Here is a 25,431-nt window from a genome sequence, read left to right on the forward strand (position 1 = left end):
TCGGATTTGCCCTAATACAAATAAGGGAGAGAAGAACATGATTAAAATGATCGCGCTTTACAAGCATCCAGAAAACAAGGAAGCGTTTGACGAGCATTATTTTAACACCCACGGGCCTTTGACTTCGAAAATTCCTGGCCTTAGGAAAATGGATGTTACAAGGATTATAGGCAGCCCAATGGGTGGGGAGCCAGCCTATTATTTAATGTGCGAAATGTATTACGATGACATGGCTTCCTTCAAAGCTGCCATGAAGACCGATGAAGCAAAGGCGTCCGGAAAGGATGTAATGAGTTTCGCCGGGGATCTAGTCACGTTGATGATTGGCGAGGAAGTAAATGAGTAAGTCGCCGTGTTTCATTGAAACAAGAACGGAAGGGCCTGTTGCGTTTATCGAACTGAACCGGCCTGAAGTCCTGAACGCCCTCAACCGGGGAATGGTTGCCGAAATCCTTGGCGCAATGGAAGATTTCGATAAAGCGAATGACGTTCGGGTCATTGTCCTGAGCGGAAAGGGGCGTTGCTTTGCGGCCGGGGCTGATATTGATGAAATGGCCGCTGCAGAATCAATCGAAATGGAACTGCTCAATCAATTTACAGATTGGGACCGATTGTCATGGATTAAAAAGCCGATTATTGGGGCTGTCCATGGCTTTGCGCTTGGCGGGGCATTCGAGCTGGCATTATGTTGCGACCTGCTTTTTGCCACGGAGGACGCTGAGTTTGGCTTTCCCGAAGTTCTTCTCGGGGTGATGCCTGGCGCTGGCGGTACTGTCAGGCTGACAAAGCTTGTCGGGAAAACAAAGGCGATGGAGTGGCTATTCACCGGGAAACGCATATCCGCAAAGGAAGCGAGCGATTTCGGAATTGTCAACAAGTTGTTCGCCCGAGAGGCATTAATGGAGGAAACAGCCCGGTATGCGCGGGAGCTTGCAAAGATGCCTCCGCTCTCGGTTCGGTTCATTAAGGAATCCGTTTTAAAGGCGATAGACGCTTCCATATATGAAGGAATGCAGTTCGAACGAAAGAATTTTTCGCTATTGTTTTCTTCGGAAGACCAAAAAGAAGGCATGAAGGCATTTATTGAAAAGAGAAAGGCGCAATTTAAAGGCCGTTGAGGAGGTTACATAGCTTTGTTTGAAACGGCGATATACGAAGTACGCGGGGAAACTGCATGGATTACCCTTAACCGGCCAGATAAGCTGAATGCTTTTACCGCACAGCTGAATAAGGATGTCGCTTCGGCGGTACGGACAGCGGCAAGGGAAAGTTCTGTGCGGGCCATTGTCATTACAGGTGCAGGAAGGGCGTTTTGTTCCGGGCAGGATTTGGGGGACGTGGATGAAAATACCGACTATAGCGATGTGCTCAGGAAACTCTACAACCCAATGGTTATGGAAATAGAAAAATGCGAAAAGCCAATCGTGGCCGCGGTCAATGGAGTCGCGGCAGGAGCGGGGATGAGCCTTGCCCTTGCATGCGATTTCAGGATTCTTTCCGAAAAGGCAAGTTTTCTCCAGGCATTCATTCATGTCGGGCTTGTCCCAGATGCCGGAAACCTCTATTATTTGCCTCGCCTTGTTGGGCATGCAAAAGCATTGGAACTCGCAGTCCTTGGCGAAAAAATCGGTGCCGACGAAGCTTTCCGCATCGGACTCGCAACAAAAGTCGTCACTGTGGACCAATTTTTCGATGAAACGTCCGCCTTTGCAGACAGGCTGGCGGCGATGCCGACAAAGGCAATCGGCCTGATCAAACGCAATTTGAAAGCAAGCTGGGAATCGGGAATCGAACAGTTCCTGGATAGGGATGCCCAAAGCCAGCGGATCGCCAGCCTGACTGGCGACCATAAAGAAGGCGTCCAGGCATTCCTCGAAAAACGAAAAGCGGTCTTTAAAGGAATATAACATTCTATTATTCAATCTCCCTAAATTTCAATCGAAAAAGGAGTTGGAACGATGTCTACAGTAAAAGAGCAAAAATTCGAGACCCTTGCAATGAAGCGAGAACTTTACCATCTGATCATCAATGGTGAGCGTGCCGACAGCCACTCCGGCGAAACATACGCGACAATCAATCCAGCAACAGGAGAGGAAATCGCCCGCGTTGCCAAAGCTTCCATTGAAGATGCGGAACGCGCGGTCCAGGCTGCAAGGGATGCGTTCGATAACGGCAAATGGCGCCGGTCCCCCGTAAATAAACGGTCCAGGACGTTGAATAAAATTGCTTCAATTATGCGTTCCAGGTTCAATGAACTTGTGGAATTGGAGATACTTGATACCGGTAAATCGCTGTCCGCCGCCCAGGGCCAAGTCATGCAGGCAATCGAGGATTTTGAATTTTACGCTGGCGCGATTGTCAGCCACAGGGGAGCCGTCAACAGCATGCCGGGCGCGTTCCAGAACATTACCGAGAAGGAGCCTGTCGGTGTCTGCGCGCAAATCATACCGTGGAATTATCCATTGATGATGGCCGCATGGAAAATCGCCCCCGCGATCGCGGTCGGTTGTTCGGTAGTCGTAAAGCCAGCATCCCTGACTCCCCTGACCGCAATTGTCCTAGGTGAAATTTGTATCGAAGCAGGTGTTCCGGCTGGAGTCGTCAATATCCTTCCGGGCGCGGGCTCCGAGATCGGCAATTACCTTGTTGAACACCCGAAGGTCGACAAAGTCGCCTTTACCGGTTCCACGCCGATTGGGAAGGATATCATGGCCAAGGCGTCGCAGACGATGAAACGTGTAACGCTTGAGCTTGGAGGAAAATCGCCGAATATCGTTTTTGACGACGCCGACATTGACGCCGCTGTCGACGGGTCGCTCTTTGGCATTTTCTATAACAGCGGCCAGTCTTGCGAGGCACGCTCCAGGCTGTATGTACACGAAAACATTTACGATGAATTCATGGAAAAATTCATTGCGAAAACAAAAAAACTCAAGCTTGGCAATCCTTTCGATACTGGGACCCATGTAGGTGCCATCATCAGCCGCTCGCAGCTGGAAGTGATTGATGGCTATGTGAAATCGGCGCTTGTAGACGGTGCGGTGGCGGAAACAGGCGGCCGGGAAGCAAAAGTGGAAGGCTATGAACAAGGTTACTGGTATGAGCCTACGATTCTCACAAATGTAAATCACGGTATGAAAGCCGTCCGCGAAGAAATCTTCGGACCGGTTGTTGTCGTCATGAAATTTTCCGATGAAAAAGAAGCCATCAGGCTTGCGAACGATAGTGATTACGGCCTTGGCTCCGCCATATGGACAAAGGATTACGGCAGGGCTACAAGGGTTTCAAAGCAAATCCAGGCCGGGATCGTTATGGTCAACTGCCCATTCTCCGCATTCCCGGGAACACCATTTGGAGGCTATAAGCAATCCGGATTTGGCAGAGAATTGTCGATCGAGACGCTAGATTTGTATACAGAAACAAAGAGCATTATCTCCTACTACGGGCCGAAGCCGTTAAACCCTCTCGGTGTTTAAAGTTTTGGAGATTTAAGCAAATACAATAAGCCGGGCACCTTGAAAAAGGTGCTTGTCGCTGTTTTTAAAAGAATGATAGAGGGAGGCAGGCGGGTGAGTATGGAAAATGTGGTTGTGATTGGATCGGGAGTCATGGGGCGCGGAATTGCCTATGTCAGCGCGGCAGGGGGATTTCAGGTTGTATTGGTGGATATTAGGCAGGAGCAGCTTGATGCCGCGAAAGCAGACATCCTGTCCATTTTTGAAGGTGCAAAAAAACGCGGCAAGCTCAGCGACTCCGAAATGAATAAGGGAATCGCCAGGCTTTCCTATTCAACCGATTTGGAGAAAGCAGTTAAAACAGCAGATCTAATCATTGAAGCTGTACCGGAAGTCCTTTCGATTAAAAAGGACATCTTCGAAAGAATTGACCGGCATGCTCCTGAGGGCTGCTTTTTTGCTACGAACACGTCCACGATGAGCCCGACGGAAATCGGGTCTTTTACAAACCGGCCGGAAAAGGTCATTGCCATGCATTTTTTCAATCCGGTCCATAAAATGAAGCTTGTCGAAATCGTACGGGGTCTTGAGACCAGCGATGATACGGCAGAAAAAATCAGGGTGGCCGCCGAAAAAATGGGCAAGGAAACGGTTGTTGTCAATGAATTCCCCGGCTTTGTAACGAGCAGGATTAGCGCCCTTGTCGGAAATGAGGCTTTTTATTTGCTTCAAGAAGGCGTCGGAACCCCTGAGGAAATCGACAAAGCCATCCGGCTTGGCCTGAATTACCCAATGGGGCCATTCGAACTTGGGGATCTCGTCGGCCTTGACACAAGGCTGAACAATCTTAAATACCTCCATGAGAAGCTTGGAGAAAAATACCGTCCCGCCCCGCTGCTGGAGCAATATGTCAAAGCGGGCCGCCTCGGGAGGAAGAGCGGCAGAGGGGTATATGACTATAGCAATCGGACAGAGTCCTAGAATCGGGGGTAATCAGTATGAAAAGAAGGGAAGCTGTTATCATTGACGCGGTTCGGACGCCAATCGGGAAATACAATGGAGCATTAAGACTAATCAGGCCGGATGATCTTGGCGCTGTCGTCATCAAAGCTCTAGTTGAGCGTAATCCGGTTGTAAACCCGAATGAAATTGAAGAGGTGGTATTCGGAAACGCCAACCAGGCAGGGGAGGATAACCGCAATGTCGCCAGGATGTCAGCCCTCCTAGCCGGCCTTCCGGTAGAAGTGGCTGGGACAACAATCAATCGCCTTTGCGGTTCTGGCCTTGACGCCGTCAATTACGCGGCAAGGGCCATAATAGCCGGGGAAGGGGATATTTTCATCGCCGGCGGAACCGAAAGCATGACACGCGCGCCTTTTGTAATGGCAAAGCCTGACTCCGGTTTCCCGCGCGGAAATATGGAGTTGTTCGACACCACCATCGGCTGGCGGTTCATCAACAAAAAGCTGGAGGAAAAGTTTGGTACAGACAGTATGCCGGAAACAGCTGAAAATGTCGCCAGGGAATACTCAATTGGTAGGGAGGAGCAGGATGAATTTGCCTTCAAGAGCCAAATGAAGGCAAAGATGGCGATAGAAAGCGGAGTCTTCCGGGATGAGCTTGTGCCGGTCAGTTACACAGATAAAAAAGGAAATGTAATCATCGTTGAGCAGGATGAACATCCACGTGCCGATACAACAATCGAAAAACTTGCGAAGCTTAAGCCATTATTCCCGGGCGGAACGGTTACGGCTGGCAATACATCCGGGGTAAATGACGGCGCGTCGGCCCTGTTGCTAATGAGTTCCGAAAAAGCGGAAGCTCTTGGCTTAAAACCGCTCGCCAAATACGCTGCTTCCGCCGCCGCAGGGCTTGAACCGAGGGTAATGGGGCTTGGACCGATTGCTGCTGTAAGAAAGGCGCTGCGAAGGGCGGGCTTGCACCCGGACGATATCGGCTTATCCGAATTAAACGAGGCGTTCGCCTCACAATCACTTGCCTGTATAAAGGAAATGGGAATCGCACCAGAAAAAATCAATGTGAACGGTGGAGCCATTGCATTCGGCCATCCTCTTGGCGCAAGCGGCGCCCGTATCCTCACCACACTGGTGCATGAAATGAACAGGCGCAAAACCCGTTACGGCCTTGCTACAATGTGCGTAGGTGTAGGCCAGGGAATCGCCACCATCATCGAGATCCCGGATCTTTAAAATTGACTTGTCCGGAAAAATCAGGAACAATCGTAGTGGTAAAATAAAAAGTGGAAGCGCCTTGTTCAGCCCCGACAAGCCAAATTGTTACAAGATAATCAGGATACTTAAACAGGGTGAAAACTAGCCAGGCTCTGGAACTATATAGGTTGTTCACATGATAATTAATTTGGAAAGTAAGTTGATTGGAGCGGAGGGCACCGACTCCTACGGGATTTAGCGGCAAGGTTGAGACCCCACAGGCGCTAGCGCCGAGGAGGCTCAACTGACGCCCCGTGGAAAGCGTGTGCCCGAAGAGGAAATCAACCGCAAGGTTACATTAGAATATTTATTTCTACCTTTTTCTTTAAAAGATTCTCTAATTAGGAATCTCTATAATTATATCTACCTAAGCATCATGAAAAGGTGAGCAGAATAGTGAATACGAGATCAATGATTTTTACGCTTTATGGCGACTACATTTCCCACTACGGGAACAAAATTTGGATTGGAAGCCTGATCAGGCTCCTTGAGGAGTTCGGCCATAACAGCCAGTCGGTTCGCGCGGCCATTTCCAGAATGAATAAGCAAGGCTGGGTCCAGGCAGAAAAATCGGGGAACAAAAGCTATTATTCCCTAACTCCACGTGGTGTCAGGCGGATCGAGGAAGCCGCTAGAAGGATTTTTAAATTAAAGCCTGAAGCCTGGGACGGCAAATGGCGCATCCTGATGTACTCCATTCCGGAAGAAATCAGGAATGTAAGGGATGAACTCAGGAAGGAACTTGTCTGGAGCGGGTTTGGCACACTTTCGAACAGTTCGTGGATTTCGGCCAATCCGCTTGAAAACGAAGTGTATGACCTGATTGATAAGTACAAAATTGCCGATTATGTTGATTTTTTTGCCGCGGAATATAAAGGGCCAAAGGAAAATATCCGGCTTGTCGAGAAATGCTGGGACCTTGAGGACATCAATCATCGTTACCAGGATTTCATCCAGGAATACAGCCAAAAGTACATTATTGGCAAAAATATGATCCACAAAGGACAAATGTCCGATGCGGACTGTTTTGTGGAGAGGACAAAACTTGTCCATGAATACAGGAAATTCCTGTTTATTGACCCCGGCCTGCCCGAGGAACTGCTGCCGGATAAATGGTTGGGGGGACATGCGGCATCTTTGTTTTCCGATTATTACAAGGAGCTAGCAGAGCCGGCTTCGCGTTTTTTCGAAGCGGTTTTCAAGGAGGGAAATCTGCTTGAGGAACGCGATGAGGATTATGATGTTCTTGAGCATCCATTTATCATCGAGTAACCGTAAACTTTATAACGGTTTCTAAACGGAAGGATGGAATTTGTGAATAAGCTAGCAGAAATACTTGGAATCCGTTTCCCTATTATTCAGGGAGGCATGGGCAATATCAGCAATGCCCAATTGGCTGCAGCTGTTTCAGAAGGAGGAGGTTTGGGGACGATTGGCGCCGGAACGATGGAACCAGATGAAGTGGAAGCGATGATTTTGGACACTAAGTCTAGAACCAGCCATCCATTCTGCGTCAATGTACCACTTGGCGTTTCGCCCTACGGCAAGGAGATCCTTTCCCTCGTACTGACGCATAAAGTTCCGGTTGTTTCCTTGTCCGCGGGCAACCCAGCGCCTTACATTCCAAAGCTTCACGACGAGGGAGTCAAGGTAATCGTTGTCACTGGATCCGTAAAGCATGCGAAAAAAGCGGAAGAAGCGGGCGCGGATGCCATTGTGGCGGAAGGCTACGAGGCAGCAGGAATTAATTCGCCGTTCGAAACAACAACAATGGCGCTCATTCCTCAGGTAGCAAGCACGGTTGCCGTTCCGGTCGTGGCCGCTGGCGGAATAGCCGATGGAAGAGGCCTGGCTGCTGCACTCGCATTGGGGGCAAGCGGCGTGCAGATGGGCACCCGGTTTATAGCGGTGAAGGAAGCCCCGTTCCATGCAATCTATAAACAACTCATTACAAATGCGGAAGATATATCTACCATCATCGTTGGCAGGGGACTGGGGAGAATCCGCAGGCTCCTTAACACTCCGTATGCCCAGAAGCTGCTAGACGAAGAGCGTAAAGGAATCAGCCTGAGCGATTTTATCAACATGACCGCCGAATATTATCATAAATTGGGCGCGCTTGAAGGGAATTTGAAAGATGGGTTCCTGAACGCCGGGCAAATAGCCGGGTTAATCACGGACATTCCGTCGACCTCGGAACTTCTTGAAAGAATGGTAGAAGAGGCTAAAATAACCTTGGAATCGGCGAAAACAAAACTTTTTTGATGAAAATAAAATTACTAACCCTTTAGTGCGCCAACGGGTTTAAGCGTTAATTTTGCAGGAGGATAAAATTTACTCTTGCTTTTTTTATTTTATACCAATATAATTTTCAATAATATTCAATTTTTAGAATATTGTTTGACTTACAAATATTACGAATGTTAGTATAACGGTATAAATACGGTGGTGATAGTAAATATCATATTGACATCAAAAGAAAGTTTACATAATGGCTTTCATCCAATATTGGGTGGCACTTAAAAACAAGGGGGTATTTTTATGAAGAAACATGTAAAAACGATTTCCATCGCTCTTGCCGGCATGTTAATGCTAGCGGCTTGCGGCAGCAAGGACTCGGCTGGCGGCAAGACAGGCGATGGAGGGGAGAAAGAAAAAGAGTATAAAGTGGGCATTTCACAATTTGCTCCCCATCCATCACTTGACGCCGCAACTGAAGGCTTCAAAAAAGCACTTGAAGACAAAGGATTGAAGGTAAGCTTTGACGAACAAAATGCACAGGGAGACCAGAACAATACACGTACAATCGCACAAAACTTTGTCGGCGACAAGGTTGACATGATTTTCGCGAATGCGACTCCAAGTGCCATGGCGGCTTTGGGTGTGACAAAGGATATCCCAATCCTGTTCACCTCCGTGACAGATCCGGTTGGCGCAGGCCTAGTAAAATCGTTTGATGAACCAGGCGACAATATTACAGGAACAACTGACAACCACCCGGATGCCACGAAAAAGACTATTGATTTTATTACAAATGAAGTAGGCGCAAAGAAAATTGGGATTGTCTATAATTCCGGTGAACAAAACTCCGTCGTACAGGTAGAGGCTGTTGAAAAACTGGCAAAAGACAATGGCGGATCATTAGTAAAGGTATCGGTTTCGACAACCGCTGAAGTAAAACAAGCGGCTGAATCCCTTGTCGGTCGTGTAGACGCTATCTATATCCCTACTGATAATACAGTGGTTTCCGCATTGGATTCGGTTATTTCTGTAGCTAATAGCAAAAAAATCCCTCTTTTTGTTGGGGAGCTTGATTCCATGAAAAAGGGCGCGGTTGCCGCGAGTGGATTCAGCTACTATGACCTTGGCTATGAAACAGGCCTGATGGCTGTCGAGATTTTAACAGGCAACAAAAAGGCTTCTGAAATTCCAGTCGCGCTTCCTCAAAGCCTGACGCTTATGATCAACAAAAAGGCCGCTGAGGAACAAGGCCTCGAAGTGAAGGATGAGTGGAAGGAAGCAGGGGAGTTTTACGAAGGGGAATAATCCCTGATAACTTTCAAGCTAAGTTGGAGCCGAAAATGGCGGGAGCGGTCCGGAAACTGCCCCGCCATCCGGCTGGACAGGAAGGATGATGAATGTGTTTACTGCAATATTCGGATCATTTGAATCAGGAATCATTTACGCAATTATGGCGCTTGGTGTCTATTTATCCTTCAGGATCCTTGATTTTCCCGACTTGACGGTTGATGGCAGCTTTGTGACAGGCGCCGCAATTGCGGCAACAATGATCGTGAATGGCTACAATCCATTTGTCGCGACAGTCGCAGCCCTTATTGCGGGTTTTGCCGCGGGCTGTGTGACAGGCATCCTCCATACGGCCGGGAAAATAAATGCGCTTCTGTCAGGAATCCTTGTCATGATTGCCCTTTATTCTATTAATCTCAGGATTATGGGTAGATCGAATGTGACTCTTCTAAACCAGGATACTTCTTTATCAACGGTAAGCGGTTTGTTCGAAAAGGCGGGCATTGATGCATTCATGAACAATCTTCTTGTTTCATTCGGCCTTGGGGACAGTTTGCCGTCTACATGGGGCATCCTCTTGTTCATGATTATCGTTACCTTCCTAATCAAGTTTTTTACCGACTGGTTCCTTAAAACGGAAATCGGCCTTGCCGTGCGTGCGACCGGCGACAATAAGCGAATGATCAGCAGCTTTTCAGCGAATACAAATTTGCTAATCATCCTTGCTCTTGGAATTTCGAATTCAATGGTCGCTTTTTCCGGAGCCATGATTGCCCAGCAATCGGGATTCGCCGATGTTGGAATGGGAATCGGGATGATCATCATCGGACTCGCTTCGGTGATAATTGGAGAAGCGCTCTTTGGTGCCAAAACAATCGCCAGGGCTACTCTTGCGGTTGTCGGCGGGGCGATTATTTACAGAATCGTCGTTACCCTCGCTTTAAGGATTGACTTCCTTGATCCGGGCGACATGAAATTGATCACCGCCTTAATTGTCATCATTTCACTCATTACCCCAAAGATTTTTGGAGGGGCAAAGGAAAGAAAGCGGAAAGCAAGAAAGAGGGCGGAAAGGCTCTCGCTCATGAAAACTGTCCAGGCGGGAAAGGGGGATGTCCATGCTTCGCTTAAATCAGATTAATAAGGTTTTCAATGAAGGGACCCCCGATGAAAAAATCGCCATCGACCATATTGACCTGGAGCTTAAAAGAGGCGATTTTGTCACAGTCATAGGAAGTAACGGGGCAGGCAAATCGACCCTCATGAATATCATATCAGGCGCTCTTTCGCCTGATATCGGTGAAATTTACCTTGATGGAAAAAATGTCACAAACATGACAGAATACAATCGTTCAAAGCTGATAGGACGCGTTTTTCAGGATCCGATGGCGGGGACGGCGCCGAGCATGACGATTGAAGAAAACCTCGCAATGGCGTACTCGCGGGATAAAACGAGGACGTTCAGGCAGGGGGTCACGAAAAAGCGGAGGGAATTGTTCAAGGAAGTGCTTGAATCCCTTCATCTTGGCCTTGAAAACAGGCTGAACGCAAAAGTGGGGCTTCTTTCCGGCGGCGAGAGGCAGGCGCTGTCATTATTGATGGCGACTTTTACTGAACCATGTGTTCTCCTTTTGGATGAACATACCGCCGCGCTCGACCCATCAAGGGCGGAGCTGATCACGAATCTAACGAAACAAATCATCGAGCAATACGGCCTTACGACGCTTATGGTCACCCACAATATGCAGCAGGCAATCGACCTAGGCAACAGGCTGATTATGATGGATAAAGGGCAAATCATCCTTGAAGTAAATGAGGAAGAAAAGAAAAAACTTACGATTGAAAGCCTTCTACAAGAGTTCCAGCGGATTCGCGGCACACAGATGGCCAATGACCGGGCACTCTTAACGTAATTTTTTTTCATTACTAACCGACATAGGGAGAACATGAAATGAAGCCGGGTATGCGAATTGGCCAGGAGGAAACCATTCAGTTCACGGTCACAAAGGAAATGTTTGCCGAGTTTGGCGGAAAGGTTGTCCATCCCGCCTATTCGACAGCCTGGATGGTCTATCATATGGAATGGGCTTCCAGGAAGATTATCCTCCCCTTTCTTGAGGATAACGAAGAAGGAATGGGGGCAGAGGTTACTATTAAACATATCGCGCCGGGACTTGAAGGTGATGCAATTACTGTTACAGCTTCACTTTCAGCCATGGAAGGAAACGCGGTAGTGACCGAGGTCAAGGCCTACGGGCCGGATGGACTAATTGGGATAGGCGATGTAAAACAGAAAATTTTGCCAAAAATGAAAATTAGCAGTATCCTAAAATCATAGACGAATTAGCGCAACAGCGGCAATACGAAGAAACAGCCCATTATTGGGTTTGTTTCTTTCTTGCTTTCTAGGGGCTTCGTTTGCTTTAAAGCGGTGAAGCAGTTTGATTTTAAATATGTACATAGAGCTTCAGCTGGACTGTAAACCGCCTTTCTTAATAAAGCCGATTTGATTTTTCACAAGCCGAAAGGGGAGCTAAAAATGAAAGCGTTACCATTTGCAGGGGGAGACACGAACACAATGGACATTTTCAAGAAAATTGGCGAGCATGAACAGATTGTTTTTTGCAATGATGAGACAACCGGGCTGAAGGCCATCATCGCCATTCACAGTACGAAGCTTGGTCCGGCTTTGGGCGGTTGCCGGATGAGGCCGTATTCCAGTACGGAGGAAGCGCTTGAGGATGTCCTTCGCCTATCAAAAGGGATGACGTATAAATGCGCCGCAGCGGACGTTGACTTTGGTGGTGGAAAAGCGGTAATCATCGGCGATCCGATGAAGGATAAAAGCCCGGAGCTATTCAGGGCGTTCGGCCAGTTTGTCGATTCCCTCAATGGCCGGTTTTACACAGGTACGGATATGGGGACGACGCCCTCTGATTTCGTCCATGCGATGAAAGAAACGAATTGCATTGTCGGGGTTGATGAAGCTTACGGCGGAAGCGGCGATTCATCGATTCCGACAGCGCAAGGCGTGATTTACGGTATCAAGGCTACGAACCGGGTCATCTGGGGGACGGACCGCCTTTCAGGAAGAAGCTATGCAATCCAGGGGTTGGGAAAAGTCGGCTATAAGGTTGCGGAACAGCTTTTGGAAGAAGGCGCAGACCTTTACGTTACCGATATAAATGAAGAAGCGGTCAACCGCCTCACGGAACATGCGAAGTCATTGGGCTGCGGCGTTAAAGCTGTGGGAAGCAATGAAATCTATTCCCAGGAAGCCGACGTGTTTGTCCCGTGTGCGCTTGGAGGAATTATCAATGACGATACCGTACCCGAGCTTAAATGCCTTGCAGTGGCCGGTTCCGCCAACAATCAGCTTGCAGAGGAAAGGCATGGGCAGTTGCTCCAGGCTAAAGGTATTTTGTACGCACCCGACTATATCGTCAATGCCGGCGGACTGATACAAGTTGCCGATGAATTGTACACGCCGAATAAGGAGCGTGTGATGCAAAAAACACGGGCAATCTACGACTCCCTGCTTGATATATACCGTCGTGCAGCGGAAGAAGGGCTGACCACGGTCGAGGCTGCGAACCATTTCTGCGAGTCAAGGATTGAAGCCCGGGTGAAGAGAAACAGCTTCTTCTCCCATCACAAGCGCCCGAAATGGGCTGTCCGTTCCTAATAATTCCTGCCAAGGAGGGCGATAGCAGTGAAAGTTGATTTTCCAATCATACAAATCATGGACGAACAAGGCAATGTTGCAGAGCCTTCCGTAAAGGAAAAAATTAACCGTGGCCTTGCCTGGGAGTTTTATAAGCAAATGGTAAGAATCCGCCTGTTTGACAGGAAGGCGGTAAGCCTCCAGCGGCAAGGGCGGATTGGCACCTACGCCCCTTTCGAAGGGCAGGAAGCCTCCCAGGTAGGAAGCGCGCTCGCACTTGAAAGCGACGATTGGATGTTTCCGACCTACCGTGAGCATGGAGCCGCATTTGTGTTCGGCCATTCGCTCCGGAACATCCTATTATTCTGGAATGGTAGAAACGAAGGATGTGTGCCGCCAAATGGCAAGAAAATTTTTCCGCCAGGCATTCCAATCGCCACCCAAATTCCCCATGCTGCAGGGGCCGCTCTTGCTGAAAAAATGAAGGGTACATCATGCACCTCGATTGCTTATTTTGGCGACGGAGCGACTTCGGAAGGCGATTTCCACGAAGGCTTGAACTTTGCGAGCGTAACGAAGGCTCCTGTCGTCTTTTTTAACCAGAATAACGGTTATGCGATTTCTGTTCCGATTGGAAAACAAATGAATTCCGAAACAATTGCCCAAAAAGCAATTGCTTATGGAATTCCCGGTGTCAGGATTGACGGCAACGATGTGTTCGCGGTTTATTTCGAAACATTGAAAGCGCTTGCCCGGGCCCGTAATGGCGGGGGGCCTACATTAATCGAAGCGGTAACATGGAGATACGGAGCCCATACGACGGCGGACGATCCGTCAAAATACAGGGACCAGTCCGAAAGCCATGCCAAGCGTGAAAAAATCGACCCTATTCTCAGGCTGGAGCGGTTCCTAAAAAATGAAGGGTATTATGATGAGGAACTTCTCAAGGGTTTTGAGGATGAAGTATCGGCGGAAATAGAAAAGGCGGTCGAAGATATGGAACAATATCCGCCTGCAAATCCGGCTGATATTTTCGATTACGTGTTCGAGAAACCGGTTTGGCCGATAGAAAAGCAAAAAAGAGATTATCTACAGCTGATTGGAGGCGGAAAGTAGTGGATGTGGCTGTAAAAACAAGGACGATGACCATGGTCCAGGCAATCAACGACGCCCTTGCCGCCATGCTCGAGAAACATGATGAGGTCATTCTCCTTGGCGAGGATATTGGCAAAAACGGAGGCGTATTCCGAGTAACAGACGGGCTACAGGAAAGATTCGGGGAAATGCGGGTCATGGATACGCCATTATCCGAAGCTGGTTTCGTGGGAGCCGCCATTGGCATGGCTGCCGCCGGATTTAAGCCTATCGCCGAAATCCAGTTTCTTGGCTTCATTTATCCTGCCTATGAACAAATCATGACACATGCCTCCAGGCTCCGGATGCGGACTTTCGGGCATTTCACGGTTCCGATGGTTATTCGCGCCCCTTATGGAGCGGGCGTCCGGGCTCCGGAAATCCACTGCGACAGTACGGAAGCGCTGTTCACCCATATGCCGGGCATCAAGGTTGTCTGCCCGTCATCGGCTTATGACGCGAAAGGATTGCTTATCGCATCCATATTGGATCCGGATCCAGTCTTATTCCTTGAGCCGATGCATCTGTACCGGTCGGTAAGGGATGAGGTTCCCGAAGGAATTTACGAGATTGAACTTGGTAAAGGAAAACGGCTGATGGATGGTGATGATGTTTCCATTTTTACCTGGGGGGCGATGGTCCCGGTCGCCATGAAAGCCGCAAGGGCCATGGCAGAAAAGGGAGTCCATTGCGATGTAATTGATATGAGGACTTTGTATCCTCTTGATCAGGAAATCATTGCCGAATCTGTCCAAAAAACCGGCAGGACTGTTATTGTCCATGAAGCCCACGAAACCGGCGGAGTTGGAAACGACATCCTTGCTATCATAAATGACACATCTTTCCTATATCAAAAAGCTCCGGCGGAAAGGGTAACCGGTTTTGATACCCCGGTCCCATATTTTGGTTTTGAAAACCACTACTTGCCGACACCAAGGCGTGTAGAGGCTGCAATAGAAAAAGTAATCCGGTTTTAGGAGGTGAAATGAATGGAGGTAAAGCTCCATGATATTGGGGAGGGCATGGCTGAAGCCGGCATTAATTGTTTCCTCGTCAAACCGGGGGATTATGTTAAGGCGGACGATCCCTTAATCGAAGTTCAGACAGATAAAATGGTGGCTGAAATTCCTTCTCCCGCATCCGGGATTGTCAAGGAATTCAAAGTTTCACCCGGGGATACCGTTCCGGTGGGCACGGTTCTTCTCATCCTTGATGCTGCCGGGAAAACAGCAGGAACCGAAAGTGGCGGGGAAATTGGTAAAGAAGCTAATTCGGCCATGGAAACGGTCCTTGCTCCTAGGAGGGAAGCCATCAAACAAACCTACCCACGAATTTTGGCGTCGCCATACACACGGAAATTAGCGAGGGACAATTCCGTCAATATAGAAGAAATCATGGGAACCGGCCCCGCCGGCAGAATCCTCGATGAAGATGTATTCAGGTTCATAGAACAAAGCAAAGGCACAATAAAGGCCAAAGAGCCGGAACGAACCCGCCAACCCGCACCGGCCCCGCAACAGGGCCAATCCATTCCATTCAGGGGCAGGCGCAGGCAAATCGCCAAAAACCTTCTTCATTCCATCCAGACTATACCTCATTGCACCCATTTTGAAGAAATTGATGTGACAAACCTTATCCAATTCAGAAATGAACTAAAGGAAGCAGGGAGTCCGATTTCGGCAACTGCATTTTTCCTAAAAACTTTATCCGTCTGTTTAAAGGAATATCCAATTTTCAACGCCGTTCTTGACGAGCAAAAAGAAGAAATCAGGCTGATCGATGACCATCATTTTGGTATTGCGGTCGATACCGAGGAGGGGCTGATCGTTCCGGTCATCCGCGCTATTCAAACAAAATCCCTGCCTGAAATAAATAGGGAAATGAAATCACTTACCGAAAAGGCCTTGAATAACGAACTTACTGTAAGCGATATCCAAGGCGGAACATTTACGGTCAGCAATGTCGGTCCGCTTGGAGGAAGCATCGGCGCAACCCCGATCATCCAGCATCCGCAAGTGGCGCTTGTTTCCTTCCATAAGACGAAAAAGATGCCTGTCGTAAACGACAACGATGAAATTGTCATCCGCTCGATCATGAACCTGTCGATGTCATTCGACCACAGAGTTGCCGATGGTGCAACCGCCGTTAAATTTACGAACCGCTTTGCCGCCTATATCGAGAATCCGAAAATGCTTTTATTGGAGCTAAGCTGATGGTCGTGGGTGAATTGGCCAATCAAGCGGATCTTATTGTCATTGGCGGCGGACCGGGCGGCTACCATGCGGCTATTAGGGCTGCTCAGCTCGGCAGGCAAGTCGTCCTGATTGAAAAAGCGGACATGGGAGGGGTTTGCCTCAATAAAGGCTGCATTCCCTCCAAGGTTATAACCGAAGCAGCGAAAAGGCTTGATGATATGAAAAAAGCCTCTATATATGGGTTGGACACCGGGGAAGCGGGCATACAATTTGATAGATTGCGTGAACATCAGAAAAGAACAATTGAAGGATTGCGGGCAGGGGTGGAAGCTCTCTGCAAAGCAAATAAGGTTCAGATACTAAAAGGGTCTGCGTTTTTCTTATCAGATACAAGAATCGGCGTGGAGGATGGCGACAATTACGAAATCTATGAATTCAAGGACGCCATCCTCGCGGCGGGGGTACAGCCCGTTCCGAATACTTCTTACCCCGAGAGCAAAAGAATTTTTAATCAATTGGCGATTTCCTTCTTGGATACGATTCCAAGACACCTAGCAATATACGGCGCAGGCTCACTCCAGTTAGAAATGGCCATGGCCTATAGGGCGCTCGGTGCGGAAGTTACAATCCTTTTTAAAAAGGGGGAACAAATGCCCTTCGATTCTGCGGTATCGAAAGAACTTGCACGGATTTTTAAAAAGGAAAAAATAGCAATGGTAAAGGATTGCAATTTACAGGATGTAGCGGAAACGGAAAACGGCGTCGCCATTACATTCAATGAGCCATCCGGTGAAAAGGTGCTCAAGGCAACGCATTTCTTTTACGAAGAAAAACAAAGTCCTGATTCAGCTGGGCTTGGAACATCAAGAATTGGGATTCAACACGATGAGGAAGGGTTCATTCTTACTGATACCCAATGCCGCACCTCGGTGAAGGGGATCTATGCAATAGGAGATATAACAGGCGGGCCTTTCCTGGCCTCCAAAGCGATTAAACAAGGGAAAACGGCCGCTGAAGCAGCCTGCGGGCTAAAACCGGAAGCCGATTTCCGCTTCCTGCCTTCGGTATCGTTTACACGGCCGCCCATCGCCTCGGCGGGAATGACGGAAGAAGAGGCGATCGCCAAAAAACTGGATATTAAAACAAGCCAGTTTCCGTTGGCTGCGAATGGGTTCAGCACCATCACCGGAAAGAAGGAGGGCTTCGCAAAAATTGTTTCTGAACGGGGAACCGACGTGATTCTTGGCGTCCATATTATCGGTGAAGGAGCCCATGAACTCATTTTCGGTGGAGTGGTTGGCCTTGAAATGGGCGCCAGGGAGGAGGATGTGCATTTTCCGTCCTACCCGCATCCCGGGCTTGCAGAAGCGTTGCTTGAAGCTGCGGAAGGGCTTGAAGGAAAGGCCGTTCACTTAAAACCGCAAAAGGAAAAGAAAAGTAGCCCAGTCAATACTGAAAATTTACAAGCCGGAATCTCTTCCGGTACTAAATAAACTAATTTTATAGGAGGGTTATTTCATGCAGGAACAAACAATGAAAACGACTGAGTTGGTGGAGGATTTTTTTCCAGTAAGGGATGTTGATTACCTTGAAATCTATACAGGGAACGCCAAACAGGCCGCCTACTTTTTCTGCCATACGTTCGGATTCAGGACTGTTGCATATTCGGGGCTTGAGACCGGCAGCCGCGAAACTGTTTCCTATGTTCTACAGCAGCGGAACATCAGGCTCGTTCTAACTGGCTCGCTAGTTGAAAACAGCGAAGTTTCCGCTTTTGTTAAAAAACATGGCGACGGTGTAAAGGATGTTGCCCTTCTCGTTGATGATGTCGAAAAAGCCTTCTCAGCGGCAGTGGACCGCGGTGCAATTGCATTGATGGCCCCAACGGATTTCAGCGACGAGCATGGAACGATTAAGAAAGCCGTAATCGGTACGTACGGCGACACCATCCATACACTTGTCCAAAGAGATGGGTATACGGGGCCTTTCATGCCTGGATATGAGCCGTACACGCTATTTGACCAGGTCCCGGATACCGGACTGATTGGCATCGACCATGTGGTTGGCAACGTCGAGAGCATGGACGAGTGGGTTGAATATTACGAAAAAGTCATGGGCTTCAAGGAAATGAAGCATTTCTCCGATGAGGACATTTCAACCGAGTACTCGGCTCTAATGTCCAAGGTTATGCATAACGGCGGCAGAATCAAGTTCCCGATCAATGAGCCGGCTGAAGGAAAACGGAAATCGCAAATCCAGGAATACCTCGAGTTTTATAACGGCCCGGGAGTCCAGCATTTGGCCATCCTTACTGAAGACATCGTATCGACTGTTACTGCCCTGAAAGACAATGGCGTTGAATTCCTGTCCACTCCGGATGCTTATTATGAAGAGCTTTCTGAAAGGGTCGGGCAAATCGACGAGGAAATTTCGAAACTCAGGGAATTAAGCATTCTGGTCGACCGAGATGATGAAGGGTACCTTCTGCAAATTTTCTCAAAACCGATCGTCGACAGGCCAACATTGTTTATAGAGATTATTCAGCGCAAAGGCGCAAGGGGATTCGGCGAAGGAAACTTCAAAGCGCTCTTCGAATCGATCGAACGCGAACAGGCTAGGCGAGGAAACCTATAAAAATAAGCATCACGAAAGTGGGAATGGGTATGGCAACAATTAAACCAAGGGATGAACTGGCCTCAGTCATCCCTTACCCACTGGGCCCCCCGCCTGAAACAAAGCAGAAAGAGCTGGGGTTTTCCAGGATTATTAGAATGGCAGATAACGAGAATCCATATGGCGCATCGCCCTTGGCCCTCGAAGTGGCGAAAAGGGAACTTGATGCGATAAGCTGCTATCCAGATGGCACCTATTCGAGGCTTTACAAAGCATTGAGCAATTTCCACGGCCTGCCTGAAGGTTATTTTACAGTCGGAAACGGCTCGGATGAAGTGATTCGCCTGTTAACAAGGGCATTCATTAGCCGTGGGGATGAAGCTGTCATGGCTTCCTGCACATTTCCTAGGTACAAAACCAATGTTTTGATCGAAGGCGGGGTGCCGGTTGAAGTTCCGCTCGTTAACGGATCCCATGACCTCGAAGGAATGATGTCAAGGGTTTGTGGACGGACAAAAATGGTGTTTGTCTGCAATCCAAACAATCCGACAGGAACGATTGTCGACAAAGATGCACTCGTTCAATTTATCTCCAGGGTGCCAGAGAATGTCCTGGTTGTGATTGATGAAGCTTATGTGGAGTATGTCAGTCCCGGAGCGATGAATGACGCGAAAACAATCCTTGGCCGGCATCAAAATGTTGTGATTTTGCGTACTTTTTCAAAAATCCACGGGCTTGCCGGGCTTCGGATTGGCTACGGGATGATGGACCCGGGAATTTCAGGGCAACTTCAAAAGGTAAGGGACGTGTTCAACGTCAACAGAGCAGGCGCTGCTGCTGCGGCTGCCTCCCTTTCAGATACCGCTTTTGTCACGTCTTCCTCCGGAAAAAACAGGGAGGAGCGGGAATACGTTGCCAATTGCCTTGCCGGAATGGGTTTTACGGTTTTGCCGTCCGAGGCGAATTTCCTATTTGTTTTGCTAAAAGAATCCGCGTTCGCGGCAGAGGCATCCCTCGCCGGAAAAGGGATTTTCGTAAAGGGGATTTCGGCACCCGGATATCCGAATGCTCTCCGTGTCGCTCTTGGCTGCAGGGAAGATAATGTTTTATTTCTTGATGCGATAAGAACCTTCGCTGCGGAAGGAGTGGTATAGGGAATGGAATTTACTCCACGAAAAATGGATTGGCGCGATGGCTACAAGCTTTTGATCGGCTCGATTTTGCCAAGGCCAATTGCGTTTGTGTCCACGGTCAGCAAAGATGGGATTACAAATGCCGCGCCGTTCAGCTTTTTTACGGTCGTCAGCGCTGAACCAATGCTTGTCTGCTTTTCACCGATGAGGCGGGGGAGCGATGGCGCTAAAAAAGACACGCTAATTAACATAGAGGAAACCGGCCAATTCGTCATTAACATTGTGAGCGAAGAAATAGCGGCTCAGATGAACATTTGTGCAACAGAATTCCCGCCTGAAGTAGATGAACTGCAGGAATCGGGGCTAACACGAGAACCTTCCGTGGCAGTACTTCCGCCAAGGATAAAGGAAGCGAAAATCCATTTGGAATGTGAGCTGCACGAGGTCCATCATTACGGGGACCAGCCGGGAGCTGGCAGCCTTGTAGTTGGGAAAGTGGTCCATATCCATGCGGATAACAGCTTGCTGGACAACGGCAGGATCCTTGCCGAAGAACTTAAGCCGATCGGGCGGATGGCGGGCAATTTGTATACAAGGCCGCTTGGTTCTACCTTTGAGCTCAAACGGCAGGTAAGATCAGGTGAATCGAAATGAGATTCGTAACGTTTATAAAACCAAATGGTAAGCCTACCGCCGGCTGGATTTTGGCGGATAAGTTCGCTGTCGATATGAAAGAAGCTTCCGGAGGGGAATTGCCAGAATCGCTGGACGAGTTTCTTTTACAAGCCGACATCAACCTTGAAAAAGCCAGGTCGCTTCAAGTGGACGTTGAGTCCCCTGGGGTTTATCCACTTGATTCGGTAAAGCTTTTGGCGCCGCTTCCCCAGCCGAAAAGCTTCCGTGACTTCTATGCATTTGAACAGCATGTGAAAACGGCGAGGAGGAACAGGGGTCTCGATATGGTCCCCGAGTGGTATGAAATTCCCGTTTTTTACTTCTCAAACCATCTGGCCATCAGGGGGCCGGAGGAAGAAATATCGAGGCCCAAAGGGTGCGAAAAATTGGATTATGAACTTGAAATCGCCTGTGTGATTGGTAAGAAAGGGAGCAGTATAAAAGCCGAGGATGCCGAGGAATTTATATTCGGCTACTGCATCCTTAACGACTGGAGCGCGCGCGATTTTCAACAGAAGGAAATGAAAGTCGGACTCGGCCCGGCCAAAGGAAAGGATTTCGCTACATCGATCGGTCCGTGGATTGTGACGGATGATGAACTTTCCGGACATAAAGCGGGGAAGGGCTTTGACCTTGCCATGACCGCCAAGGTGAACGGTGAGGTATTATCGGAAGGGAATATGAAGGATATTTATTATTCCTTTGGAGAAATGATTGAGCGCGCATCGGCGGGTACAACCCTTTATCCTGGCGAAATGATTGGCTCCGGGACTGTGGGGACAGGTTGCATCCTTGAACTTGGCGATGAAGTCCATCGCTGGCTGGAGCCGGGCGATGTGGTTGAACTTGAAATAGAAAAGCTTGGTGTTTTGCGAAATACGATTGTTGGGGAAAAGGGGTGAGCACATGTTTTACCGGCAAATGGGGAAAATTCCCCGTAAAAGGCATACCGTTTTCAAGAAGGATGACGAATCATTATACAGGGAACAGGTGATGGGGACGAAAGGCTTCTCCGGTACACAGTCCATTCTTTACCACGAACATATGCCAACAGAAGTTGTTAGGGCGGAAAAGGTTATTCCTTTCCTTCCTGAATATGAAGAACAGGGTGCGCTCAGGCACAGGCACTTTTTTACGCCGGAAATAAAGAAAACGGGCGATGCGCTTGGCGCGAGGGAATATTTGATGGGGAACAGCGACTTGTTGATCGGCACGGCAAATGTCAACCGGGCAATGGAGGCCTATTACCGTAATGGTGATGGTGATGAAATGCTGTTCATTCATTATGGTTCCGGTAAACTTGAAACGATGTTCGGAACGCTTACGTATCGGCGCGGTGATTATCTTATTATCCCAATTGGTACGATATACAGGCTTATTCCGGAGTCGGAAACAAAAATCCTTTTCATAGAATCGTACTCACAACTGACGACCCCTAGGCGTTACCGGAATGAATACGGCCAGCTGCTTGAGCACAGTCCGTTTTGCGAGCGCGATTTGAGAGGGCCGGAAACACTTGAAACGTATTCCGAGAAAGGGGAATTCGAGGTCCTGACTAAAACGAGGGGCTTCTTGCATCAGCATATCCTTGGCCACCATCCGTTCGATGTAGTTGGGTGGGATGGCTATTTATATCCTTGGGCATTCAATATTGAAGATTTTGAACCGATTACCGGCAGGATCCACCAGCCGCCGCCAGTGCACCAGACGTTTGAAGGACATAATTTCGTTGTCTGTTCCTTCGTGCCGCGGCTTTATGATTACCATCCTGATGCGATTCCGGCCCCATACTTCCACAGCAATGTCAACAGTGATGAAATGCTGTATTATGTGGAAGGGAATTTCATGAGCCGGAAAGGAATCAAGGAGGGCTCGATCAGCCTGCACCCAAGCGGCATACCGCACGGACCACATCCAGGTAAAACGGAAGCAAGCATCGGCAAAAAAGAAACACTCGAGCTTGCCGTCATGATCGACACATTCCGCCCGCTTCGTATCTTCAAGCCTGCTGGGGAAATTGAAGATAAGGGATACATGTACTCGTGGATAGGCGGCTAAATTCGGTGAATGGCATTTTTCAATCAGTAATGCAAAAAGAAGGACGGAATCATTTCCGGCCTTCTTTTTGCATTATTTCTGTTCATTTTGCCAAATGATTGCCAAGGTTCCTTCACCCGCATGGACGGCAATGGTTGAACTGATCTCACCGATCGATGTCTTTAGGCCAGGGTAGGCGGCATGCAGCATTGCTTCCATATCCTTGGCTTTGCCGGGCACATTTCCGTGCATAACCCAGACTTCTTCAACCCTGTTTTCCCGATATGCTTCTCCAAAAAGTTCCACCAGCCGGGCGGAAGCTTTTTTCTCGGAGCGGACCTTTTCGAATAATTCGAACTCACCAGTGGAATTGATCCGGATAATCGGCTTTATTTTAAGAATGCTTCCTAGTAAATACTGGGTTCCGGACATCCTTCCCCCTTTAAAAAATTGTTCCAGGCTTCCAAGAAGGATATAATTTTGTGAGTTCTCCGCCTCTTCTCTCAGTATGGACGCTATGTCGCTGGCTCCAAGGCCAGTGCCCCAAAGTTCAATCCCTTTTTCAATCAGCGCGGTTATCGCATAGGACATTGATTTTGAATCTACAGCTTCAACGGGGAATTTAGCAAGCTTCGCGCCTGCAATGCAGCTTGAAAATGTGCCGCTTAATTTTGAAGAAATATGAACTGCAATTGCCCCATCGTACTCTTCTTCCTTCAATTTTTCGAATAGCCGTGCGAATTTGCCTGGCGAGGGCTGGGATGTTTTTGGGACTTTTTTTTCACCATTGATGCGTTTGTATAATTGCTCCGTTCCAAGCCCGACTCCGTCCTCGAAAGCCTCGTCCCCAAAAATGATTTCAAGCGGAACGACATGGACATCGGGATTACGTTTTAATTCATCGGTCAAATAAGCGGTACTGTCAGTAATCCATGCAAGTTTCTTATTCTTCATAAAATGAGATTTCCTTTGCGGTTTTAGTATTTTATCTTTCCTTTAATATTACCATTTAAACTAGTAATAGGTAATAATATTATTATTGTATAAATAATGTTTCAAGGAGTACGGCGCTCTTTGGAACAGGATTAACATTGGATAATAAGAGGAAATATAGGGTATATTGATTCGGGAGCAAGTTGATGAAAAAGGAGGTTAATGGGAATGCAATCGTTTGTTGTCAGTTTCCATCAGGAGGACAAAGTGGACTCCATGCAAATCCAAAAATTGAATGAAGAGGATTATAGCAGGGCGACTGAAGGAGGGACGCGCCATCTGTTTGAGCTTGATACGAATATCGGGTTTTTTGTCTTTTTTGATGCAGAGGATGTGGATGGCACGGTTTCACATCTAGTCCTCCACTATGAGGAGGAAAGTGAAGATCCGAGTGCATGCTATTCATTCGCAATGAAAGATTTTTATGAGTTCATGGCTCTTTACTTGAACGACCTGGAATTCAACGAAGAAACAAATGAAGAAGAGGAAGAATACGGACCCATCCACCATTTGGCCCATCTCCTATATCACATTGTCGAGGAAGGCGAATCGTTGGACGTATAAGAGGAAAAAAGCAGCCGGATGTGCTGCTTTTCCTTTTTTGGTGACATTTCCTTTTAAAAGTGGAAAATTACAACATTATAGGATAGTTTATGATATACTTAGAGAGCGTTATTTTTAGCCATAAAGGGTAAAAATGCATAAATATCAAATTGGGGGGAGCTCTACAATCTTTATGAATACGTATCTCAAGAAATCTCCATATTTGTTATTTTTGCTGGTCATGCCTGTCCTCGGCATGGTTTACAAATTTTTGAATGAGAACCCGCAAAAGGCGGTCCATATATCAACAGCGGTGGATGGATTAATTCCATTCCTGCCAATATTCATTATTCCCTATATCCTCTGGTATGGATATGTTTTTATTTACCTTGTTTATTTTTGTTTCAAGGATACCCGAGTGTACCTTAAAACCTTAATTCTAATCGTTGTCGGAGAAATCATTTGCTTTTTGATTTATTTCTTTTTCCAAACAGTCGTCCCGAGGCCGCAACTGACAGGAGACGGAATGTTGATTCAGTTGGTCGGTTTCATTTATGCAAATGATCAGCCATACAACTGTTTTCCGAGTATCCATGTACTGACAACGTTTGCGATTATGCTTGGTTCCCGCCACATTGGAAATAAGCATCTGCTCAATACATTGTTTATTCATATCGCCGGTTCGCTCATCATTATTTCAACGTTATTCGTTAAGCAGCATGTTGTGCCGGATATGATTGCGTCCATGTTCCTTGTTTCATTCCTGTATGGCATTCTTTTCGAATTTTACAGTGTGCCTGTCACAGAAAAGCGGGATACGGTTTTTGTGAAAAATAAGTAGGAAGAACATTAGTTTAGGTGCGATATAAATTTAATTTTTTCGTTTATTCAAAGAAAGGCTGCCGTGACGCAGCCTTTTTACTGTTTTTGCGCAAGGTTGGTTGCTGTTTGGGAAGCGGTAAGGTCAACCTCAAATTGGCTAACAAGGTCCGCTGGGTGATAGTAACCCTTGGCAATCATATAATCGCTGATCTCCGTATGGGTCTGTATGGCTTCTGCCAGTTGTTCTTTTAGAACTGCCCGAAGTTCCGGAGTGGCGGTTTCCGTAATAACGGCTGTAAGATTGCGAATTCCCGACTTTACTGAAATCAGAAAATCGGTAGCGATAACCTGTTTTTCCAAAAACATTGTGGGTTCCTCATAGGATGTGATTTCACTTTTATTGCAACT

26 protein-coding genes are annotated in these 25,431 nt (G+C 47.9%); 24 read left to right on the forward strand and 2 right to left on the reverse strand.

Translation table 11 applies throughout. The features are described from left to right. Positions 1-37 precede the first annotated feature (37 nt). The 22 genes from RB160_RS15095 to RB160_RS15200 all read left to right on the forward strand — a co-directional run bounded on the left by RB160_RS15095 (position 38) and on the right by RB160_RS15200 (position 22,686). A complete protein-coding gene (locus RB160_RS15095) occupies positions 38-346 on the forward strand; it encodes an EthD family reductase (RefSeq protein WP_316571255.1) in 309 nt (102 codons plus the stop codon). Next, complete coding sequence (locus tag RB160_RS15100; protein ID WP_316571256.1) at positions 339-1,118, forward strand: enoyl-CoA hydratase/isomerase family protein; 780 nt, start codon at positions 339-341, stop codon at positions 1,116-1,118. The genes RB160_RS15095 and RB160_RS15100 overlap by 8 nt, the downstream gene beginning before the upstream one ends. A gap of 15 nt (positions 1,119-1,133) precedes the next feature. Further along, complete coding sequence (locus RB160_RS15105) at positions 1,134-1,907, forward strand: enoyl-CoA hydratase-related protein (protein WP_316571257.1); 774 nt, start codon at positions 1,134-1,136, stop codon at positions 1,905-1,907. Between the two features lie 51 nt (positions 1,908-1,958). After that, on the forward strand, positions 1,959-3,476 hold the full coding sequence (locus RB160_RS15110; protein ID WP_316571258.1) for an aldehyde dehydrogenase family protein: 1,518 nt from the start codon (positions 1,959-1,961) through the stop codon (positions 3,474-3,476). Positions 3,477-3,575: 99 nt separating this feature from the next. Beyond that, on the forward strand, positions 3,576-4,436 hold the full coding sequence (locus RB160_RS15115; RefSeq protein WP_316571367.1) for a 3-hydroxyacyl-CoA dehydrogenase: 861 nt from the start codon (positions 3,576-3,578) through the stop codon (positions 4,434-4,436). 17 nt (positions 4,437-4,453) lie between these two features. Continuing rightward, positions 4,454-5,665 (forward strand): acetyl-CoA C-acyltransferase, encoded by a 1,212-nt coding sequence (locus tag RB160_RS15120; protein WP_316571259.1) that lies wholly within the window; start codon positions 4,454-4,456, stop codon positions 5,663-5,665. Positions 5,666-6,082: 417 nt separating this feature from the next. Beyond that, positions 6,083-6,958 (forward strand): phenylacetic acid degradation operon negative regulatory protein PaaX, encoded by an 876-nt coding sequence (gene paaX / locus RB160_RS15125; protein ID WP_316571260.1) that lies wholly within the window; start codon positions 6,083-6,085, stop codon positions 6,956-6,958. 42 nt (positions 6,959-7,000) lie between these two features. After that, complete coding sequence (locus RB160_RS15130; protein WP_316571261.1) at positions 7,001-7,951, forward strand: NAD(P)H-dependent flavin oxidoreductase; 951 nt, start codon at positions 7,001-7,003, stop codon at positions 7,949-7,951. Positions 7,952-8,227: 276 nt separating this feature from the next. Continuing rightward, complete coding sequence (locus RB160_RS15135; protein ID WP_316571262.1) at positions 8,228-9,232, forward strand: ABC transporter substrate binding protein; 1,005 nt, start codon at positions 8,228-8,230, stop codon at positions 9,230-9,232. 94 nt (positions 9,233-9,326) lie between these two features. Continuing rightward, on the forward strand, positions 9,327-10,355 hold the full coding sequence (locus tag RB160_RS15140; protein WP_316571263.1) for an ABC transporter permease: 1,029 nt from the start codon (positions 9,327-9,329) through the stop codon (positions 10,353-10,355). Continuing rightward, a complete protein-coding gene (locus RB160_RS15145; RefSeq protein ID WP_316571264.1) occupies positions 10,333-11,127 on the forward strand; it encodes an ABC transporter ATP-binding protein in 795 nt (264 codons plus the stop codon). Before RB160_RS15140 ends, RB160_RS15145 begins: the two co-directional genes overlap by 23 nt. 38 nt (positions 11,128-11,165) lie before the next feature. Next, positions 11,166-11,552 carry a thioesterase family protein gene (locus tag RB160_RS15150; protein ID WP_316571265.1) on the forward strand — a complete coding sequence of 129 codons (387 nt, stop codon included), beginning with the start codon at positions 11,166-11,168 and terminating at the stop codon, positions 11,550-11,552. 201 nt (positions 11,553-11,753) lie between these two features. Further along, positions 11,754-12,899: a Leu/Phe/Val dehydrogenase gene (locus tag RB160_RS15155; protein ID WP_396954726.1), complete on the forward strand. Its 1,146-nt coding sequence runs from the start codon at positions 11,754-11,756 to the stop codon at positions 12,897-12,899. A 27-nt stretch (positions 12,900-12,926) separates the two neighbouring features. Next, the gene (pdhA, locus tag RB160_RS15160) at positions 12,927-13,994 is read left to right on the forward strand and encodes a pyruvate dehydrogenase (acetyl-transferring) E1 component subunit alpha (RefSeq protein WP_316571266.1); all 1,068 of its coding nucleotides are present in this window, start codon (positions 12,927-12,929) and stop codon (positions 13,992-13,994) included. Positions 13,995-14,020: 26 nt separating this feature from the next. Beyond that, positions 14,021-14,989: an alpha-ketoacid dehydrogenase subunit beta gene (locus RB160_RS15165; RefSeq protein WP_396954729.1), complete on the forward strand. Its 969-nt coding sequence runs from the start codon at positions 14,021-14,023 to the stop codon at positions 14,987-14,989. Positions 14,990-15,001: 12 nt separating this feature from the next. Further along, positions 15,002-16,225 (forward strand): dihydrolipoamide acetyltransferase family protein, encoded by a 1,224-nt coding sequence (locus tag RB160_RS15170; protein ID WP_316571268.1) that lies wholly within the window; start codon positions 15,002-15,004, stop codon positions 16,223-16,225. Next, positions 16,225-17,700, forward strand: a complete 1,476-nt coding sequence (locus RB160_RS15175) for a dihydrolipoyl dehydrogenase family protein (RefSeq protein ID WP_316571269.1) — start codon at positions 16,225-16,227, stop codon at positions 17,698-17,700. Before RB160_RS15170 ends, RB160_RS15175 begins: the two co-directional genes overlap by 1 nt. 25 nt (positions 17,701-17,725) lie before the next feature. Then, on the forward strand, positions 17,726-18,841 hold the full coding sequence (hppD, locus tag RB160_RS15180) for a 4-hydroxyphenylpyruvate dioxygenase (protein WP_316571270.1): 1,116 nt from the start codon (positions 17,726-17,728) through the stop codon (positions 18,839-18,841). Positions 18,842-18,870: 29 nt separating this feature from the next. Then, positions 18,871-19,974, forward strand: coding sequence for a histidinol-phosphate transaminase (gene hisC, locus RB160_RS15185; protein ID WP_316571271.1), 1,104 nt, complete (start codon positions 18,871-18,873; stop codon positions 19,972-19,974). Between the two features lie 3 nt (positions 19,975-19,977). Continuing rightward, complete coding sequence (locus tag RB160_RS15190; protein ID WP_316571272.1) at positions 19,978-20,607, forward strand: flavin reductase family protein; 630 nt, start codon at positions 19,978-19,980, stop codon at positions 20,605-20,607. Continuing rightward, on the forward strand, positions 20,604-21,530 hold the full coding sequence (locus RB160_RS15195) for a fumarylacetoacetate hydrolase family protein (RefSeq protein WP_316571273.1): 927 nt from the start codon (positions 20,604-20,606) through the stop codon (positions 21,528-21,530). The genes RB160_RS15190 and RB160_RS15195 overlap by 4 nt, the downstream gene beginning before the upstream one ends. Positions 21,531-21,534: 4 nt before the next feature. Further along, positions 21,535-22,686, forward strand: a complete 1,152-nt coding sequence (locus RB160_RS15200; protein ID WP_316571274.1) for a homogentisate 1,2-dioxygenase — start codon at positions 21,535-21,537, stop codon at positions 22,684-22,686. Positions 22,687-22,758: 72 nt separating this feature from the next. Here the strand turns inward: RB160_RS15200 and RB160_RS15205 are convergent, their stop codons facing one another. Then, positions 22,759-23,619, reverse strand: a complete 861-nt coding sequence (locus RB160_RS15205) for a DegV family protein (protein ID WP_316571275.1) — start codon at positions 23,617-23,619, stop codon at positions 22,759-22,761. Positions 23,620-23,826: 207 nt separating this feature from the next. On the opposite strand from RB160_RS15205, the gene RB160_RS15210 reads away from it, so the two are divergent. Together RB160_RS15210 and RB160_RS15215 are read left to right on the forward strand one after the other, a co-directional pair. Then, entirely contained in the window at positions 23,827-24,222 is a 396-nt protein-coding gene (locus RB160_RS15210) for a cytosolic protein (protein ID WP_316571276.1), read from the forward strand. A 172-nt stretch (positions 24,223-24,394) separates the two neighbouring features. Further along, positions 24,395-25,042 (forward strand): phosphatase PAP2 family protein, encoded by a 648-nt coding sequence (locus RB160_RS15215; RefSeq protein WP_316571277.1) that lies wholly within the window; start codon positions 24,395-24,397, stop codon positions 25,040-25,042. 77 nt (positions 25,043-25,119) lie between these two features. Here RB160_RS15215 and RB160_RS15220 read toward each other — a convergent pair whose 3' ends face one another. Further along, positions 25,120-25,389 (reverse strand): spore coat protein, encoded by a 270-nt coding sequence (locus RB160_RS15220; protein WP_316571278.1) that lies wholly within the window; start codon positions 25,387-25,389, stop codon positions 25,120-25,122. Between the last annotated feature and the right edge of the window lie 42 nt (positions 25,390-25,431).

Source organism: Neobacillus sp. YIM B06451 (assembly GCF_032667185.1).
GTDB lineage: Bacteria > Bacillota > Bacilli > Bacillales > Cytobacillaceae > Bacillus_D.

Bases quoted from the DNA above. Each gene is read 5' to 3' on its own strand.
- RB160_RS15210 (WP_316571276.1), top strand. From the start codon at position 23,827: ATGCAATCGTTTGTTGTCAGTTTCCATCAGGAGGACAAAGTGGACTCC.
- RB160_RS15205 (WP_316571275.1), bottom strand. From the start codon at position 23,619: ATGAAGAATAAGAAACTTGCATGGATTACTGACAGTACCGCTTATTTG.
- RB160_RS15155 (WP_396954726.1), top strand. From the start codon at position 11,754: ATGAAAGCGTTACCATTTGCAGGGGGAGACACGAACACAATGGACATT.
- RB160_RS15095 (WP_316571255.1), top strand. From the start codon at position 38: ATGATTAAAATGATCGCGCTTTACAAGCATCCAGAAAACAAGGAAGCG.
- RB160_RS15170 (WP_316571268.1), top strand. From the start codon at position 15,002: ATGGAGGTAAAGCTCCATGATATTGGGGAGGGCATGGCTGAAGCCGGC.
- RB160_RS15100 (WP_316571256.1), top strand. From the start codon at position 339: ATGAGTAAGTCGCCGTGTTTCATTGAAACAAGAACGGAAGGGCCTGTT.
- RB160_RS15115 (WP_316571367.1), top strand. From the start codon at position 3,576: ATGGAAAATGTGGTTGTGATTGGATCGGGAGTCATGGGGCGCGGAATT.
- RB160_RS15195 (WP_316571273.1), top strand. From the start codon at position 20,604: ATGAGATTCGTAACGTTTATAAAACCAAATGGTAAGCCTACCGCCGGC.
- hisC (WP_316571271.1), top strand. From the start codon at position 18,871: ATGGCAACAATTAAACCAAGGGATGAACTGGCCTCAGTCATCCCTTAC.
- RB160_RS15120 (WP_316571259.1), top strand. From the start codon at position 4,454: ATGAAAAGAAGGGAAGCTGTTATCATTGACGCGGTTCGGACGCCAATC.
- RB160_RS15145 (WP_316571264.1), top strand. From the start codon at position 10,333: ATGCTTCGCTTAAATCAGATTAATAAGGTTTTCAATGAAGGGACCCCC.
- RB160_RS15110 (WP_316571258.1), top strand. From the start codon at position 1,959: ATGTCTACAGTAAAAGAGCAAAAATTCGAGACCCTTGCAATGAAGCGA.
- RB160_RS15165 (WP_396954729.1), top strand. From the start codon at position 14,021: ATGACCATGGTCCAGGCAATCAACGACGCCCTTGCCGCCATGCTCGAG.
- hppD (WP_316571270.1), top strand. From the start codon at position 17,726: ATGCAGGAACAAACAATGAAAACGACTGAGTTGGTGGAGGATTTTTTT.
- RB160_RS15190 (WP_316571272.1), top strand. From the start codon at position 19,978: ATGGAATTTACTCCACGAAAAATGGATTGGCGCGATGGCTACAAGCTT.
- RB160_RS15200 (WP_316571274.1), top strand. From the start codon at position 21,535: ATGTTTTACCGGCAAATGGGGAAAATTCCCCGTAAAAGGCATACCGTT.
- RB160_RS15215 (WP_316571277.1), top strand. From the start codon at position 24,395: ATGAATACGTATCTCAAGAAATCTCCATATTTGTTATTTTTGCTGGTC.
- RB160_RS15175 (WP_316571269.1), top strand. From the start codon at position 16,225: ATGGTCGTGGGTGAATTGGCCAATCAAGCGGATCTTATTGTCATTGGC.
- RB160_RS15150 (WP_316571265.1), top strand. From the start codon at position 11,166: ATGAAGCCGGGTATGCGAATTGGCCAGGAGGAAACCATTCAGTTCACG.
- RB160_RS15135 (WP_316571262.1), top strand. From the start codon at position 8,228: ATGAAGAAACATGTAAAAACGATTTCCATCGCTCTTGCCGGCATGTTA.
- RB160_RS15220 (WP_316571278.1), bottom strand. From the start codon at position 25,389: ATGTTTTTGGAAAAACAGGTTATCGCTACCGATTTTCTGATTTCAGTA.